At 34.7% G+C, this 15,940-nt stretch carries 18 protein-coding genes; 14 read left to right on the top strand and 4 right to left on the bottom strand.

Annotation, left to right across the window (positions count from 1 at the left end; genetic code table 11):
* The first annotated feature begins 17 nt into the window (after positions 1–17).
* The 13 genes from hisF (at position 18) to RBG61_RS02810 (ending at position 11,628) form a co-directional block, all read left to right on the top strand.
* Positions 18–776, top strand: a complete 759-nt coding sequence (hisF, locus tag RBG61_RS02870; protein WP_307945553.1) for an imidazole glycerol phosphate synthase subunit HisF — start codon at positions 18–20, stop codon at positions 774–776.
* 129 nt (positions 777–905) lie between these two features.
* Positions 906–1,493 (top strand): SGNH/GDSL hydrolase family protein, encoded by a 588-nt coding sequence (locus RBG61_RS02865; RefSeq protein WP_307945551.1) that lies wholly within the window; start codon positions 906–908, stop codon positions 1,491–1,493.
* A 32-nt stretch (positions 1,494–1,525) separates the two neighbouring features.
* Positions 1,526–1,849 (top strand): phosphoribosyl-AMP cyclohydrolase, encoded by a 324-nt coding sequence (gene hisI / locus RBG61_RS02860; RefSeq protein WP_307945548.1) that lies wholly within the window; start codon positions 1,526–1,528, stop codon positions 1,847–1,849.
* 12 nt (positions 1,850–1,861) lie between these two features.
* On the top strand, positions 1,862–2,191 hold the full coding sequence (hisE, locus tag RBG61_RS02855; protein ID WP_307945545.1) for a phosphoribosyl-ATP diphosphatase: 330 nt from the start codon (positions 1,862–1,864) through the stop codon (positions 2,189–2,191).
* A 218-nt stretch (positions 2,192–2,409) separates the two neighbouring features.
* Entirely contained in the window at positions 2,410–3,789 is a 1,380-nt protein-coding gene (locus tag RBG61_RS02850) for an alanine/glycine:cation symporter family protein (protein WP_307945542.1), read from the top strand.
* Between the two features lie 125 nt (positions 3,790–3,914).
* Entirely contained in the window at positions 3,915–4,346 is a 432-nt protein-coding gene (locus tag RBG61_RS02845) for an ACT domain-containing protein (protein WP_307945541.1), read from the top strand.
* 77 nt (positions 4,347–4,423) lie between these two features.
* On the top strand, positions 4,424–5,668 hold the full coding sequence (locus tag RBG61_RS02840) for a homoserine dehydrogenase (protein ID WP_307945538.1): 1,245 nt from the start codon (positions 4,424–4,426) through the stop codon (positions 5,666–5,668).
* Between the two features lie 44 nt (positions 5,669–5,712).
* Positions 5,713–6,609 (top strand): homoserine kinase, encoded by an 897-nt coding sequence (thrB, locus tag RBG61_RS02835; protein ID WP_307945535.1) that lies wholly within the window; start codon positions 5,713–5,715, stop codon positions 6,607–6,609.
* A 43-nt stretch (positions 6,610–6,652) separates the two neighbouring features.
* A complete protein-coding gene (locus RBG61_RS02830; protein WP_307945533.1) occupies positions 6,653–7,870 on the top strand; it encodes an aspartate kinase in 1,218 nt (405 codons plus the stop codon).
* Between the two features lie 60 nt (positions 7,871–7,930).
* Complete coding sequence (locus RBG61_RS02825) at positions 7,931–8,950, top strand: SPL family radical SAM protein (RefSeq protein WP_307945531.1); 1,020 nt, start codon at positions 7,931–7,933, stop codon at positions 8,948–8,950.
* Positions 8,951–9,070: 120 nt separating this feature from the next.
* Positions 9,071–9,550, top strand: a complete 480-nt coding sequence (locus RBG61_RS02820; protein WP_307945529.1) for a DUF4830 domain-containing protein — start codon at positions 9,071–9,073, stop codon at positions 9,548–9,550.
* Between the two features lie 69 nt (positions 9,551–9,619).
* The gene (locus RBG61_RS02815; RefSeq protein WP_307945526.1) at positions 9,620–10,339 is read left to right on the top strand and encodes a pseudouridine synthase; all 720 of its coding nucleotides are present in this window, start codon (positions 9,620–9,622) and stop codon (positions 10,337–10,339) included.
* 167 nt (positions 10,340–10,506) lie between these two features.
* Complete coding sequence (locus RBG61_RS02810; RefSeq protein ID WP_307945523.1) at positions 10,507–11,628, top strand: ABC transporter ATP-binding protein; 1,122 nt, start codon at positions 10,507–10,509, stop codon at positions 11,626–11,628.
* Positions 11,629–11,727: 99 nt separating this feature from the next.
* Here RBG61_RS02810 and upp read toward each other — a convergent pair whose 3' ends face one another.
* From upp to tsaE, 4 genes are all read right to left on the bottom strand, one after another.
* Positions 11,728–12,357: a uracil phosphoribosyltransferase gene (upp, locus tag RBG61_RS02805; RefSeq protein WP_307945521.1), complete on the bottom strand. Its 630-nt coding sequence runs from the start codon at positions 12,355–12,357 to the stop codon at positions 11,728–11,730.
* Positions 12,358–12,435: 78 nt separating this feature from the next.
* Positions 12,436–12,891, bottom strand: a complete 456-nt coding sequence (gene rpiB / locus RBG61_RS02800; RefSeq protein ID WP_307945518.1) for a ribose 5-phosphate isomerase B — start codon at positions 12,889–12,891, stop codon at positions 12,436–12,438.
* An 8-nt stretch (positions 12,892–12,899) separates the two neighbouring features.
* Entirely contained in the window at positions 12,900–13,604 is a 705-nt protein-coding gene (tsaB, locus tag RBG61_RS02795; RefSeq protein ID WP_307945516.1) for a tRNA (adenosine(37)-N6)-threonylcarbamoyltransferase complex dimerization subunit type 1 TsaB, read from the bottom strand.
* Complete coding sequence (gene tsaE / locus RBG61_RS02790) at positions 13,601–14,026, bottom strand: tRNA (adenosine(37)-N6)-threonylcarbamoyltransferase complex ATPase subunit type 1 TsaE (RefSeq protein WP_307945514.1); 426 nt, start codon at positions 14,024–14,026, stop codon at positions 13,601–13,603. The genes tsaB and tsaE overlap by 4 nt, the downstream gene beginning before the upstream one ends.
* Positions 14,027–14,232: 206 nt before the next feature.
* Between tsaE and RBG61_RS02785 the strand changes: the two genes are divergently transcribed.
* On the top strand, positions 14,233–15,909 hold the full coding sequence (locus RBG61_RS02785) for a formate--tetrahydrofolate ligase (RefSeq protein ID WP_307945513.1): 1,677 nt from the start codon (positions 14,233–14,235) through the stop codon (positions 15,907–15,909).
* Positions 15,910–15,940: the final 31 nt, after the last annotated feature.

Raw genomic sequence — 15,940 nt, 5'->3', positions numbered from 1 at the left:
CATAGTGAGGTGAAAAGATGCTTTCTAAACGAATTATTCCCTGTTTAGATGTAAAAAATGGGCGAGTAGTAAAAGGAATCAATTTTGTAGGATTAAAAGATGTGGGTAATCCTGTCGAATGCGCAAAAGCATATTATGAGCAAGGAGCAGATGAAATTGTCTTTTTAGATATAACAGCTACCCATGAAGCAAGAGGAACAATAATAGATGTGGTTCGCAATACTGCAAAAGAGGTGTTCGTTCCACTAACAGTAGGCGGAGGTATTCGTACAATAGAAGATTTTCGTTATATTTTAAGAGCAGGTGCAGATAAAATATCTGTAAATTCCGCCGCAGTAAAGAACCCAAATTTAATTCAAGAAGCAGCTGATGTATTTGGAAGTCAATGCGTAGTAGTAGCAATTGATGCAAAACGCTTTGAGGATGGATTCCATGTCGTTGTGAATGGCGGTAGAATCGATACTGGGCTAGATGCAATTGAATGGGCGAAGAAAGTACAAGAGCTTGGAGCAGGGGAAATCTTATTAACTTCAATGGATACCGATGGAACAAAGAACGGATTTGATATAGAATTGCTGAATGCAGTTTGTGAGGTGGTATCTATTCCAGTTATTGCTTCTGGTGGATGCGGTACATTAAATCACTTTTCAGAAGTCTTTCAACAATCTAATGCAGATGCTGCGCTTGCAGCCTCTTTGTTTCATTATAAAGAGTTAACAGTAGGCCAAGTGAAAAAACATTTGAAAGCAAATAGGATTCCTGTTAGAATAGTATAAAATAGATTATATAAAATTCATTCTGTTGTTACTCTTTTAGGATTTTACATCTTTTTAGATAAAAAGTTTAAAGAAGAAGTGAAGAAACGGTTTCACTTCTAATTACGCAAGTAAAACGGGGGACTATTTATGAAAAAAGTATTATTACTAGGTGATTCTATTCGTATGGGGTATGCTCCCTATGTGAAAGAGCTGTTAAAAAATCAATGCGAAGTTTACTATGATGAACAAGATAATGGCCGTTACGCGGCATATACATTATGGCAAGCAAATCAGCTTTTTATTAAGTATGGTAAGTTTGATGTTGTCCATTGGAATAACGGCTATTGGGATATGAATATTGAACCGCCTATGGATGAACCAATACATCCGGTGGACGAGTATGTGCATTTTTTAAAGCGAATTATCAAGCAAATTAGAAACAATGGTGCTGAAATCATATTTGCAACAACTTTACCGCTAATCGGGATCGGAATGACATATGATGTGACTGGAACAGGCACTCAGATTGCATATGATAATAATTCCGTTCTTACGTATAATAAAGCTGCAACAGAGTTAATGAATCAAGAGAACATAACGATTAACGATTTATATTCTTTAATGTTAAAGGATGAAAATTGTTATAAATGCGAGGATAAATTACATCTAACTACAGAAGGTTATCAAGTTTGTGCAAAACAAATTGCAGAAATAATATTAGAAAAGTTGCGATAAATTGTAATACCAATTACATAAAGGAGAATAGAATGGACCTAGATCAATATTTTCAAAAAGCAGAGCTTATTCCTGCAATTGTTGTGGAAGACTCGAACAATGAAGTCTTGATGTTAGCATATATGAATAAAGAAAGCTTGCAAAAAACGTTGGAAACTGGTTATACATGGTTTTACTCTCGTTCCAGACAAGAGCTATGGAATAAGGGAGCTACTAGCGGATATTTGCAAAAAGTAGTGTCAATCACCTCTGATTGTGATGATGATACGTTATTAGTAAGAGTAAACCAAACAGGTGTAGCTTGTCATACTGGAAATTATACTTGCTTTTTCAAAGAAATTTATCACGCAGAATAAGGAGAGCTTATCATGACAGATAGTACATTAAAGGGACTATATGAGGTTGTGAAAAATCGAAAAGAAAACCCCGAGGAAGGTTCTTACACTTGTTATCTATTCGATAAAGGATTAGATAAAATCTTAAAAAAATGTGGCGAAGAAAATGCGGAAATGATTATTGCCGCTAAAAACCATGATAACGATGAACTGGCAAATGAAATGTGTGATTTAATTTATCATATGCTTGTTTTGATGGTTGAAAACGGGGTATCGCTTGAAGATGTTATGGACATCTTAGAACAGCGTCGTCAAAAAATAGGAAACCTAAAAACGTTTCATCAAGTAGATAAAGAGTCTTAGTTAATAGCGATAAAAGATGTAACAAAGCTTGGGAATACGCTGTCTTGAGAAGATTTTTAGTCTATATTTTAAACGAAGATTCGAATTACTCATGATAATTTGCATTGGAATAAAGAAAAGTGCATACTAATTCAGTGTGGTGAAAATTCCATACTGAATTTTTATTTATGAATTACTGTATGAAGCAGAGTATTATTTATGATATGGGAAGGTGTACAATGCAAGCTTTTTTAGATTCTATTAACCAAGTTTTAAGTGGACCGATAATGGTGATAGGCGTAATTTTAGTAGGAATCATTCTTTCGTTTAAAACAGGCTTTATTCAAGCAACTAAGTTAGGCTATACTTTAAAACATACTTTAGGCTCTATGTTTCAAAAAAAGAAAAAGGATCAAAGAGGCATTACACCTTTTCAAGCTGTTACAACTGCATTATCTGGAACAATCGGAACAGGAAATATTGTGGGGGTAGCAACTGCAGTATCTCTTGGCGGAGCAGGTGCGATTTTTTGGATGTGGGTTAGTGCGTTTTTCGGTATGGCAACAAAGTATTCTGAAATTGTATTGGCTATTAAATATCGTGAAAAAGGTGAGAATCAAACGTATTTAGGCGGGCCAATGTATTATTTGAATCAAGCTATGCATAGCAAACTGCTTGGAAATATTTTTGCGTTGTTATGTTTAGCATCTAGCTTTGGTATTGGTAATATGGTACAGTCTAATGCAATTGCTGATTCCATATCCTCTGTTTCTAATATCAATACAAAACCAATTATTATAGTAATTGCAATTTTGATTGGCTTTGTAATTATCGGAGGAATTAAGCGTATTGCCAAAACAACAGAAGCGTTAATTCCCGCTATGGCATTATTTTATCTTGTGGGCTGCTTTATTATTATTGGAATGAATATATCCTCTTTAGGTGATGCTTTTTTAGAAATCATAAAAAGTGCATTTCAACTAAAGCCTGCTGTGGGTGGCGTTGCAGGTTTTACAATGGCAAGAGCAATTCGAATTGGCTTTGCACGAGGCGTATTTACCAACGAAGCAGGCTTAGGATCTGCTCCGATTGCCCATGCTGCCGCTGATGCCAAAAGCCCTGCGGAACAAGGCTTACTTGGCATATTTGAAGTATTTTTTGATACGATAATTATGTGTACATTGACTGGGCTTGTCATTGTATTGTCAGGGCTTCATTTAGATGGAAAACTGGATGGTGCAGCATTAACGTTAGGTGCTTTTGAAAAGTATCTTGGGAATTTCGCTGCAATTTTTATCGCAATATCAACGGTCTTTTTTGCTGTTTCATCGATTATTGGTTGGAGTTATTACGGAGAAACGTGCGTGAATTATTTATTTCATTCTAAAAAATTGGTGTTGCTATATAAAATTGCGTTTATTATTGCGATTTATATAGGAGCTGTTACGTCTATAGACTTTGTTTGGGGGCTGTCTGATTTGTTAAACAGTCTGATGATGGTACCAAACTTAATCGGAGTTCTTGTATTATCTAATATTGTAAAGAAAGAAACACACGTTTTTAAAGTAAATCTTAGCATAATTAAGCTGCGTAAATCACATAAAGAATGTGTAAAATAACAAAATAGATAAAAAATAAATTTCAAATAAATAAAAATAGGCGAAATTGCCTCTTGCCAGTTTGTCGAAATAATGTTATAGTTGTATTTATTAGATGAACAAATGTATTCAAGAGGTGAACTGATATGAATCATAAACAGCTGGTTTTAGTTGATAAAAGTGTATTGCCCGAGGTTTTTGATAAAGTTTTGATGGCAAAGACCTTTTTAGCGCGTAATATTGCCAAAAATTCAACCGAAGCTTGTAAAATGGCGGATATCTCAAGAAGTGCATTTTATAAATACAAGGATAGCGTTTGCTTTTATGAAGATAAAGAGAATGGCCGTTTGGTTACATTCTATTTTCGTTTAAGCGATGAACCGGGAGTGTTATCAAAAGTCTTACAAAAACTTTCGGGCTTTAATGTAAATATCTTGACTGTAAATCAAAATATTCCGGTTGACAGAGTTGCTGTAGTAACCATATCGTTTCGAATGGATGATGCTATCACTGATACTAACTCTATGTTTGAAGAAATCGAAACAATAAGCGGTGTGGTTAGTGTGAAACAAATATAACTGTTTTGTTTGCAGCAGTAACATATTCAATAGAAAAGGATATTATAAGACATAATTGTTTTTTTGGAGGTATAGGAATGGCAAAAATAGCTGTGCTAGGACATGGAGTTGTTGGTTCCGGAGTTGTTGAAGTTATAGAAAGCAACAAGGAAAGTATCAAACGCCGTGCCGGTCAAGAAATAGAAGTCAAACGAATTTTGGATTTACGAGATTTTTCTGATTTATCATATAGCCATAAATTCACAAAGAATTTTGATGACATTTTGAACGATGATGAAATAACGGTGGTTGTAGAAGTAATGGGTGGAATAAACCCTGCCTTTGACTTTGCAAAAGCATCTTTACAAAAAGGTAAAAGTGTTGTAACTTCAAATAAAGAATTAGTAGCGGGCTGTGGCGCAGAACTATTAAAAATAGCGAAGGAAAACAACGTAAATTTCTTTTTTGAAGCTTCCGTTGGGGGCGGAATACCAATTATTCGCCCTATGCACCAATGCTTAGCAGCTAACGAGATTAACGAAATTGCAGGAATTTTGAATGGTACAACTAATTTTATCTTAACAAAAATGATAAAAGAACAAATGGATTTTGATACTGCTTTGAAATTAGCTCAAGACTTAGGATATGCAGAAAGAAATCCATCTGCTGATGTAGATGGACACGATGCTTGCAGAAAAATTTGTATTTTAGCTTCTTTGGCTTTTGGCCGTCACGTTCATCCGGATAATGTGCAAACAGAGGGCATTACTAAGATCACGTTGGAAGACGTTGATTATGCTGAAAACTGGGGCGGCGTTATCAAACTGATTGCAAGAGCAAAACGAGGTAATAATGGTAAGATTGAGTGTATGGTTAGTCCTGCATTTGTACCAAAATCAAGTCAACTTGCAAATATAGATGATGTATTTAATGGCGTTTTAATACGTGGAAACGCAACCGGTGATGTTGTGTTTTATGGTAAAGGTGCTGGTAAGCTTCCAACAGCAAGTGCAGTCGTTGCAGATGTTATTGATGTTGCAAAAGCTGTTTCAACAAGTAAGTCGCTCACTTGGGATGAATGTGAAGAGAATATTGTTGAAAGCTATAAAAATACAAGTAGTGCATTTTACGTTCGTGTAGAAACGAATGAACCTACAGAAGCAAAAGTAGCAATTTCAAGGGAATTCGGTGATGTAATTTATCTTTCAAGAAAAGAACAACCAAAGAAGGAGCTTGCTTTTGTAACAAAATCAATTTTGGAAAAAGATATGCTACATAAATTAACTGCTTTAGTTGAAGATGATATTTTGATATTGACTCATATTCGTTTAGTGGATTATTAAAGAAAAATGGTTATATTTTAAAGCTAACATCAAGGAGAGAGAAAATGATTAGAGTGAAAATACCTGCAACTAGCGCCAATCTTGGAGCAGGATTTGATTGTTTAGGACTTGCGGTTGATTTATATAATTATGTCGATATGGATTTTTGTGACCATGTTGTGATTTCTTCCAGTGATAATACACCTGTTCCAACAGGAAAAAATAATCTTATCTATAGCTCAGCAGAACATTTATTTGAACTATGCGGTAAAAAATTGGATGGCTTAAAAATTATTCAACAAAACAATATCCCAATGACAAGAGGACTTGGCTCCAGTTCCGCTTGTATCATTGGTGGATTAGTAGGAGCAAATACATTGCTTGGCAATCAGTTTTCAAAAGACGAGTTGGTAAATATCGCATCAGAAATTGAAGGACATCCCGATAATACAACGCCCGCATTACATGGAGGCATTGTGACAGCTGTTTTGGATGATAGCAAGGTGTTTTGGGTAAAACAAGAGGTTAAAAATAGACTAAAGCTGATTGCAATCATTCCAGATTTTCAATTGAGTACAGTTGAAGCTAGAAAATGCTTGCCAAATCAAGTATCTCATATGGATGCCAGATATAATTTATCAAGAGCAGCATTGTTTTCTGCTTCTTTGTTACAAGGTAAGTTTGAAAATATCAAGGTTGCAGTTAATGATAAGTTACATCAACCATATCGAATGGGTTTAATCAAAAACGGAAAAGAAGTTTTTCAAAAGGCATATGGCTTAGATGCGTATGGCGTTTATATCAGCGGTGCCGGACCAACTATTATGGCAATGATAGACGATGACAATACAATTTTTGTAAATGAGATGAGAGCATATTTAAACTCTCTGGGGTTAACGGGCTGGGAAATGAAAGAGCTTGCAATTGATAACATTGGAACAACCGTAGAAAATGTAAAATAAATTGCATTCACTTATAGATAGTATTTATTTAGGAGGCTAAAGTATGGGACTAATTGTTCAAAAATTTGGTGGATCTTCAGTAAAAGATGCTGAACGTATTTTTAATGTAGCTGGCATTATTACAGAGACATATAAACAAGGACATAGTGTGGTCGTTGTAGTTTCTGCGCAAGGCGACACTACAGATGATTTGATTGAAAAAGCACATGAAATCAATCCGAATCCTTCCAAACGTGAAATGGATATGCTGCTATCAACCGGAGAACAGATATCAATTTCTTTATTGGCAATGGCTATTGAAAAGCTAGGTTATCCTGTTATTTCTTTAACCGGTTGGCAAGCTGGATTTATTACTCATTCTAATTATGGCTCAGCAAGAATTCGTCGAATTGAAAGTGAACGTTTAAAAAGCGAGTTAGATAAAAAGAATATTGTAATTGTTGCCGGTTTCCAAGGTATCAATCGTTATGATGATATTACTACTTTAGGTCGTGGTGGTTCAGATACAAGCGCAGTAGCGATTGCGTCCCAACTTCAAGCAGACCTATGCCAAATATATACTGATGTTGACGGTGTATATACTGCTGATCCTAGAATTGTAAAAGGCGCAGTTAAACTTGATGAAATCACCTATGATGAAATGTTAGAATTAGCTTCTCTTGGTGCGAATGTATTACACAACCGTTCCGTTGAGATGGCAAAAAAATATAATGTCAATCTTGAAGTTCTATCTAGCTTGGAAAGGAAACCAGGCACGACTGTTAAGGAGGTAGTTAAAATGGAGAAAATGTTAATTAAGGGTGTAGCAAAAGATGAAGACGTAGCAAGAATAGCAATTATTGGTTTACCTGATACCCCGGGAATTGCTTATAAAATATTCTCTACATTAGCACAAAAGAAGATTAACGTAGATATTATTCTTCAATCCATTGGCCGACATAATACAAAAGATATTAGCTTTACAGTTCCTCGTGCTGATAAAGAGACTGCAATTTCTCTATTAGAAGAAAAATATGAATTATTCGGTGCTGAAAAAATTGAATCTTGTGACAATGTGGTAAAAGTATCTATCGTAGGTGCAGGTATGCAATCTAACCCAGGTGTTGCTGCTAAAATGTTTGAGGCATTATTTGAAGCAAATATCAATATTCAAATGATATCTACAAGTGAAATTAAAATTTCAGTTTTAATTGATAGAAAAGACGCTAATGTTGCAGTAAATGCAATTCACGATGCATTCTATCAAACTATTGAGAAATAGCAATAATATTTCAACATAAACTCCTAAAAATAATAGTATTATTATTTTTAGGAGTTTATTATGTTTATACCATCTAAAATTTATTATGAGAAGAACATTATTCACTACGAGCTTGGGAAAAAGCTTATAGAACAATACAAGGCCTTAAATGTGCCATTTGAAGAGATTGAAAGTCATAATCGAATAGAAAGTCTTCAAAAAAATCCCAATAGCGAATTTGTCAATATGAAGAATCTTTTGATTATTGGTACAAGGAAAACGCATAAATACGTTCCAAACTATAAAGTTTCTGATTTTTTAGTGCCATATACTTCGTCTGGTTGCAGCGCAATGTGTTTATATTGCTATTTGGTATGTAATTATAACAAATGCTCTTATATGCGATTGTTTGTAAATCGTGAGCAAATGATGGATAAGCTTTTACGAACAGCTTTCAAAGCAGAAACAGATTTGACTTTTGAAATTGGAAGTAACAGCGATCTTGTTTTGGAAAATACAATTACAGGCAATCTACCTTGGACAATTGAAGTATTTGCACATTCAAAAAAAGGATATATAACTTTTCCAACAAAGTTTGATATGGTTGATGATTTATTGAATTTAGATCATAAAGGCAAGACAATCGTTAGAGTAAGCGTAAATCCAAGTGATATTATTAAGAGTATTGAATTAAAAACATCACCGCTAGAGCGCAGAATTCTGGCAATAAATAAGCTGAAGGATGCAGGATATCCTGTGGGTATTTTGATTGCTCCGGTTATTATGGTAGATAATTGGAAGGCTTTATATGCAGAACTTATTGAACAGTTATATGATAACTTGAGCGATAAGGTTAAGGCAGATGTGATATTTGAAGTTATTTTTATGACATACAGTTATGTTCATAATGCAATAAACCAAGAAGCATTTCCAAAAGAAAAATACCCTAATATGCCCATGTTATACGACAATCAAATTATGACAGGCAGGGGAAGAGGTAAATATATGTATCGTCAGAATTTACGTGATGAGGGAGAGGAGTTTTTACGAGATTTATTAAAGCAATATTTTCCGAATAATACGGTTTTGTATGTAGTATAAAAACGAAGTCAAGCGAAAGCTTGACTTCGTTTCCTTGTATTGAAACTTCTATCTCAATAGATTCATTCATATAATACATTAGTTAATTGAAAGTAAAATTCAGCTAAAAGAGGTGTAGATATGTTTATTTGTTCATTAAAAACGAGTCGAAAAAAGCTAATATTTATTATAATAATAGGGTTGCTTATAATTGTTGGTGCATTTTTATATCTTAAAATGAATCACAATGTAAAAACAAATGAAATGAAAGTAGCTAATGTTATTGTAGAAAATAACGACCAACGTGTTGCTTTTTTGAAATCATTTGGCTGGAATGTTTCTTCTGAAGCTGTTGAAATTGTTGAAGTTGCAATTCCTGCAGAGTTTAATGATGTATACAATAACTATAATAAAATACAAAAAGCCCAGGGCTTTGATTTAGAAAAATATAAAGGAAAAAGAGTAAAACGATTTACATATGAAGTGCTTAATTATCCTACACAAAAAGAAGGCGTAAGAGCAAACATGCTGGTTTACAATAATAAAATCATTGGCGGCGATATTTGCTCAGTTCAATTAGATGGCTTTATGCATGGTTTCAAACTACCGCAAAGAACTTAGTGATAGATGTAGTTGCATAGGTATGAAAAATAGGGTACAATATAGAAAAACGTACTTAGGAGAATGTATATGCCAACTATGAGACTGGATAAGTTTTTTTCCAGCCAGGAAATTCTATCAAGAAAAGAAGTTAAAGCAGAAGTAAAAAAAGGAACGATTAAAGTGAATGATACTATTCCTTCTTCACCTGAATATAAAATGGATACTGATAAAGATATCGTAACTTATAAAGGTAAAGAAATACCTTATAAGCCTTATGTATACATCATGCTGAATAAGCCACAAGGTGTAGTTTCTGCAACAGATGATAAAATCAATAAAACTGTTTTGGATTTAGTGCCAAAAGAGTTATTTCGTTCTGATTTATTTCCGGCGGGAAGACTCGATAAAGACACAGTAGGTTTTGTGTTGATAACGAATGATGGCGATTTTGCACATAACATCCTTTCTCCTAAAAATCATATTGAAAAGAAGTACCTAGTTCGTTTGGATAAATCTATAACGGAAGAGGAAATTCAACAGGTAGAACAAGGAATCACACTAGCAGATGGAACAGTATGCCGTCCTGCTTCTATTCAAGTTATTGAAGCGGGGGAAACCCCACTGTTGGAAATTGTAATTAGTGAGGGTAAATATCATCAAATTAAGCGCATGTTTGGGGTCGTGAATTGCGGCGTTACCTATTTAAAACGAACACAAATGGGCGGGCTAAGGCTGGATGAGGATTTACCTGAAGGTATATGCAGAGAAATTATGCACAATGAGCTGCATAAAATTTTGTTGAAATGAGTGCATTGAAATATCCTGTTCTAGTGGGCTTTGTTTATTTTTAGTCAATATTCATAAAGAGATAAATGAAAGTTTATGCAATTAAATACTGTTATTTTACTTTAAATTTTGGTATAGTATATAAAGTACTTATTTTAATAAGTGGATACATAATTAGGAGGTCTATTATGGCAAGTTTAGATTTAAAAGGAATTTATAAAAAATACCCAGGCGGAGTTGTAGCAGTATCCGACTTTAACTTATCTATTGAAGATAAGGAATTCATCATTTTAGTTGGACCATCTGGCTGCGGTAAATCAACAACTTTAAGAATGATTGCTGGACTAGAAGAAATTTCAGAAGGTGAACTATACATCGGCGAAAGACTAGTTAATGATGTAGTTCCAAAAGACCGTGATATCGCAATGGTATTCCAAAACTATGCGTTATATCCTCATATGACTGTTTTTGATAACATGGCATTTGGCCTAAAATTAAGAAAAACTCCAAAAGAAGAAATCAAACGTCGTGTTGAAGAAGCTGCAAGAATTCTTGACATTACTTATCTACTAGATAGAAAACCAAAAGCTCTATCAGGCGGTCAACGTCAACGTGTTGCTTTAGGTCGTGCTATCGTTCGTGAACCACAAGTTTTCTTACTTGACGAACCACTATCAAACTTAGACGCAAAATTACGTGCACAAATGCGTACAGAGATTACTAAACTACATCAACGTCTAGGCACTACTTTCATCTATGTAACTCATGACCAAGTAGAAGCTATGACAATGGGTACAAGAATTGTCGTTATGAAAGATGGTTTCATCCAACAAGTTGATACACCTCAAAACCTATATGAAAATCCATGTAACTTATTTGTTGCTGGCTTTATCGGTTCTCCTCAAATGAACTTTATGGATGCAACTGTTGTAGAGAACAATGGTAAAATTGCTTTATCTATTGGTTCTGCAAACAAAAAATACAATATTGAACTACCAGATGGCAAAGTTAATGATGGTGTAAAAGCTAAAATTGGCCAAGAAGTTATTATGGGTATTCGTCCTGAAGATTTACATGATGATGAAATGCACATTTCAACTGCTGGAAACAATGTTGTAGATTGTGACGTTGAAGTTACTGAGCTTATGGGACATGAGACTTATCTATATCTTGCTATCGAAGGCGATCCTTTAATTGCAAGAGTTAACTCTCGTTCTACTGCTAAAGTAGGCGATACAGTTAAAATTGCTATTAACACAAATAGAATTCATATCTTTGATAAAGAAACTGAACGTGCTATTTCTAACTAATTATTGAATAATTTGATGCCCCTTACGAAAGTAAGGGGCATTTTTATGTGTAAAAAGCGCCGCGTTTCAATTGAAACGCGGCGCAATACTATTTCAGACTTATTTAGTACCAAAAATTCTGTCGCCGGCATCGCCTAAACCTGGAACGATATAAGCATGGTCGTTTAATTTTTCGTCTAAAGAAGCGCAGTATATTTCAACATCAGGATGTGCTTTCGTTAATGCTTCTAATCCTTCTGGAGCTGCAATGATGCACATAAATTTAATAGAAGTAACACCTTTGTTTTTCAACATGTTAATTGCATCAACAGCTGAACCACCGGTAGCAAGCATTGGATCAATTACAATAACATCACGTTTTGTAATATCTGTAGGTAGTTTGCAGTAGTATTCAACTGGTTGTTTTGTTTCAGGATCACGATATAAACCAATATGGCCAACTTTAGCAGCAGGAACCATCTTTAAAACACCGTCTACCATGCCAAGACCAGCACGAAGAATTGGAACAAAAGCTAATTTTCTTCCAGATAAAATTTTTGTTTTCGCAACGCAAATAGGAGTTTCAATTTCAACTTCTTTTAAAGGAAGGTTTCTTGTAGCTTCAAAACACATCAACATAGCAACTTCTGAAATTAACTCTCTAAATTCTTTAGAACCTGTGTTTTTGTCTCTTAATAAAGAAATTTTGTGTTGAATCAAAGGGTGATCCATAATAAAAGGTTTGTTCATATTCATTACTTCCATTTCTCCGCACAAAAAATTTTTTGAAATCTGCCTAACGTGCGGAGAAAGACAGACTTATTTTCACTATTTATTTTGCAAATTCATTAACTTTTCAACTCGTGCAGCATGTCTGCCGCCTTCAAATTCTTCAGTTAAAAATATATCAACTAGTTCACAAGCTAAACCTGTGCCAATTACTCTTGCGCCAAAACATATTACGTTAGCATCATTGTGTAATCTGGTGTATTTTGCAGAAAAATAATCGTGACATAAAGCGGCACGAATACCTTTGATTTTGTTTGCTGACATTGAAATTCCAATTCCGGTTCCGCAAATTAAAATAGCTTTGTCACTGGTACCGTTATTGATTTTCTTGCAAACAGCTTCTGCAATATCAGGATAGTCAACGCTATCATTGTTGTAACAGCCACAATCGTCAACAGCTACATTGTTTTGTTTTAAAAACGCAATAATTTCGTTTTTAAAAGCAACTCCAGCATGATCACAGCCAATTGCAATTGGCTTGCTTTGTGGTTTCATTTTTAAAATCACCTTCTTGTTTTTTTAGCCAATAGTTCTCTTTGCGCTTGAGGTAAGCGAAGATAAGTTGGCGTTAAATTAGCCGCACTACAAACATTATTAGATAAAATGTCTTCTATTGCGGCAAAACCAACACTAGCGGCTCTTTGATATTTTTTGCTTGCATCCGTTAAATAAACATTTGAAAGGACGCTTTTCAATTTATTATAACATAAATCAGCGCCATCTCCAACAAAAAATATATTTTTTTTAAATTTTTCTAAGTTTTTTCCCAATTCATCAATTGTTATAGCTGTATCTTCGGTTAAACGAGTAATGCTAGTTTGATTTACTTCAAATAAAGCAGTATAAACTTGATTACAACGTGCATCCATTACAGCACAGGCAATACCTTCATAGCCAATCAGATTATAGGCTAGTCCTTTTAAAGTGGAAACAGGTGTGCAAGGCTTATTTAATGCATAAGATAGACCTTTAATTGCACCAATTCCAATTCGTAGCCCAGTAAAGGAACCTGGTCCATTTGCAACTGCAAATGCATCAATATCAGATATGCTAATGTTAGCACAAGTAAGCGCTGCATTTAACATTGGCATCAAGGTTTGGGAGTGAGTTAACTTGGTATCAATATTGAATTCAGCTAGAATTTGAGTTTCTGTAACGATACTTACACTTGCTACTTTAGCTGACGTATCAATTGCTAATACTTTCAAAATCGGTTGCCTCCATAAATTTTTATTTTGCGTGATGTCTCATCAAGCGGAATGAGTTCAACATAAATAGTGTTGTCATCTAAAACATCGGAAATGTTTTCGCTCCATTCTACTGCCATAATTTCTTCTCTGTCTAAATAATCAAAATAACCCGTTGAGTATAAATCATCTATTGTGTTGATACGATACATATCAAAATGATACAAGCTTGGGCTACCATGATATTCATGTACTAATGCAAAAGTAGGGCTAGAAACATCGCCTCTTACATTTAGACCTGTTGCGAGCCCTCTTGTGAAAGCAGTTTTTCCTGCACCGAGCCCACCAATATATGCAATAACATCGCCACGCTGTAATTCTTTAGCAAAGCTAGCTGCTATTTCTTCTGTTTCTTTCGGTGAGTTTGATATATATTCTCTCATAAAAAGATAAACTCCTGAATTTAAAATAGAAAATTCATTTTTCTACATATTGTTGATATACCACCTAAAACGATTGGATAAGTGCAATAATCTTCTTCCTATTATATTATTATCCCAAAATAAATTCAAGCAATATGTAGAAAAAATATCTTTAGTATGATATAATTGTTTTAAATTATGTGTATCTACTAAGGGAGGTATTTATTTTGCTATCAGATATTAAAATAGCGCAGTCAGCGGTAATGCAGCCAATTACAGAGGTTGCAAAAAAAATAAACATTGATGAAAAATACATAGAACCTTACGGAAAATATAAATGTAAACTGGATTTAAGTTTGCTTAAGGATTTATCAGATAAGCCGAATGGAAAACTTATTTTAGTAACAGCAATTAACCCAACACCTGCTGGAGAAGGTAAAACAACTACTTCAGTTGGATTAGGACAAGCTTTTCAAAAGATTGGCAAAAATGCAATTATTGCATTGCGTGAACCTTCTTTAGGCCCTGTATTTGGCGTCAAGGGCGGTGCTGCAGGCGGAGGCTATGCGCAAGTTGTTCCTATGGAAGATATTAACCTTCATTTCACAGGTGATATGCATGCAATTACTGCTGCAAATAACTTACTTTGTGCAATTATTGATAACCACCTACAACAAGGAAACGAGTTGCAAATTGACCAACGCAGAATCTTGTTAAAACGTTGTATGGATATGAACGATCGTGCATTGCGTTTTATCAATGTGGGTCTTGGCGGTAAAATGAATGGTATTCCTCGTGAAGATAGCTTTCAAATTACTGTTGCAAGTGAAGTAATGGCGATTTTGTGTCTAGCAAATGATTTAGAAGACTTAAAAAAACGTTTGGGAAATATATTAGTTGCCTATACTTATGATAACAAGCCTGTATTTGCAAGAGATTTGCACGTAGAGGGTGCAATGACCGCATTATTAAAAGATGCATTAAAACCGAATTTAGTTCAAACACTTGATAATTCTCCTGTAATTATGCATGGCGGCCCATTTGCAAATATAGCGCATGGATGTAATTCTATTATTGCAACAAAGCTTGCATTAAAACTTGCTGATTATACAATTACTGAGGCTGGCTTTGGTTCCGACTTGGGCGCAGAGAAATTTTTGGATATTAAGTGTCGCTATGCAGGGCTAAAACCAAATTGTATTGTAGTAGTTGCAACAATTCGTGCATTAAAATATAATGGCGGGGTAAAAAAGGCTGATCTTGCAGAAGAAAACTTGGATGCATTAAAAGCGGGTATTGTTAACCTTGGTGCACATATCGACAACATGCATAAATATCATGTTCCCGTTGTTGTTGCTATCAATCGTTTTCATACGGATACAGATGCTGAAGTTTCTTTCGTTTCTGAATATTGTAAACAAAAAGGCGTGGATCATGCATATTCAGAAGTGTTTGCTAAGGGTGCTGAAGGCGGTATTGAGCTTGCAAATGTAGTATGTGATGTAATTGATAGGTGTGAAAGCTGTTACGAATTTGCTCCAATTTACGAAACAAACGATACGATTCAAAATAAAGTAAAGAAGATTGCAACTGAAATTTATCATGCCGCTGATGTTTCTTATGCGCCGGCAGCATTAAAAGCAATCAAAGAGATTGAAGCGCTTGGCATGGATCATCTACCAATCTGTATTGCAAAAACGCAATATTCATTATCAGATGACCAAACTTTATTGGGTGCTCCAAGTGGCTTTACAATCAATGCTAAGGAAATAAAAATTTCTGCAGGCGCAGGTTTTATTGTTGTTTTAACTGGAAGCATTATGACAATGCCGGGTTTACCAAAACAACCTGCTGCACTGCAAATTGATGTAGATGAAAATGGAACAATCGACGGTTTATTTTAATTTTATTTTATAGAAAGAGGTGACGCACATG

It is taken from the genome of Paludicola sp. MB14-C6, assembly GCF_030908625.1.
GTDB lineage: Bacteria > Bacillota > Clostridia > Oscillospirales > Ruminococcaceae > Paludihabitans.
The sequence above is the reverse complement of the archived record's forward strand: the minus strand, read 5'-3'. Positions and strand labels throughout refer to the sequence as shown.

What these genes read in the sequence shown, in the direction of transcription:
- hisF (WP_307945553.1), top strand. Translation starts at nt 18, where the DNA reads ATGCTTTCTAAACGAATTATTCCCTGTTTAGATGTAAAAAATGGGCGA.
- RBG61_RS02865 (WP_307945551.1), top strand. Translation starts at nt 906, where the DNA reads ATGAAAAAAGTATTATTACTAGGTGATTCTATTCGTATGGGGTATGCT.
- hisI (WP_307945548.1), top strand. Translation starts at nt 1,526, where the DNA reads ATGGACCTAGATCAATATTTTCAAAAAGCAGAGCTTATTCCTGCAATT.
- hisE (WP_307945545.1), top strand. Translation starts at nt 1,862, where the DNA reads ATGACAGATAGTACATTAAAGGGACTATATGAGGTTGTGAAAAATCGA.
- RBG61_RS02850 (WP_307945542.1), top strand. Translation starts at nt 2,410, where the DNA reads ATGCAAGCTTTTTTAGATTCTATTAACCAAGTTTTAAGTGGACCGATA.
- RBG61_RS02845 (WP_307945541.1), top strand. Translation starts at nt 3,915, where the DNA reads ATGAATCATAAACAGCTGGTTTTAGTTGATAAAAGTGTATTGCCCGAG.
- RBG61_RS02840 (WP_307945538.1), top strand. Translation starts at nt 4,424, where the DNA reads ATGGCAAAAATAGCTGTGCTAGGACATGGAGTTGTTGGTTCCGGAGTT.
- thrB (WP_307945535.1), top strand. Translation starts at nt 5,713, where the DNA reads ATGATTAGAGTGAAAATACCTGCAACTAGCGCCAATCTTGGAGCAGGA.
- RBG61_RS02830 (WP_307945533.1), top strand. Translation starts at nt 6,653, where the DNA reads ATGGGACTAATTGTTCAAAAATTTGGTGGATCTTCAGTAAAAGATGCT.
- RBG61_RS02825 (WP_307945531.1), top strand. Translation starts at nt 7,931, where the DNA reads ATGTTTATACCATCTAAAATTTATTATGAGAAGAACATTATTCACTAC.
- RBG61_RS02820 (WP_307945529.1), top strand. Translation starts at nt 9,071, where the DNA reads ATGTTTATTTGTTCATTAAAAACGAGTCGAAAAAAGCTAATATTTATT.
- RBG61_RS02815 (WP_307945526.1), top strand. Translation starts at nt 9,620, where the DNA reads ATGCCAACTATGAGACTGGATAAGTTTTTTTCCAGCCAGGAAATTCTA.
- RBG61_RS02810 (WP_307945523.1), top strand. Translation starts at nt 10,507, where the DNA reads ATGGCAAGTTTAGATTTAAAAGGAATTTATAAAAAATACCCAGGCGGA.
- upp (WP_307945521.1), bottom strand. Translation starts at nt 12,357, where the DNA reads ATGAACAAACCTTTTATTATGGATCACCCTTTGATTCAACACAAAATT.
- rpiB (WP_307945518.1), bottom strand. Translation starts at nt 12,891, where the DNA reads ATGAAACCACAAAGCAAGCCAATTGCAATTGGCTGTGATCATGCTGGA.
- tsaE (WP_307945514.1), bottom strand. Translation starts at nt 14,026, where the DNA reads ATGAGAGAATATATATCAAACTCACCGAAAGAAACAGAAGAAATAGCA.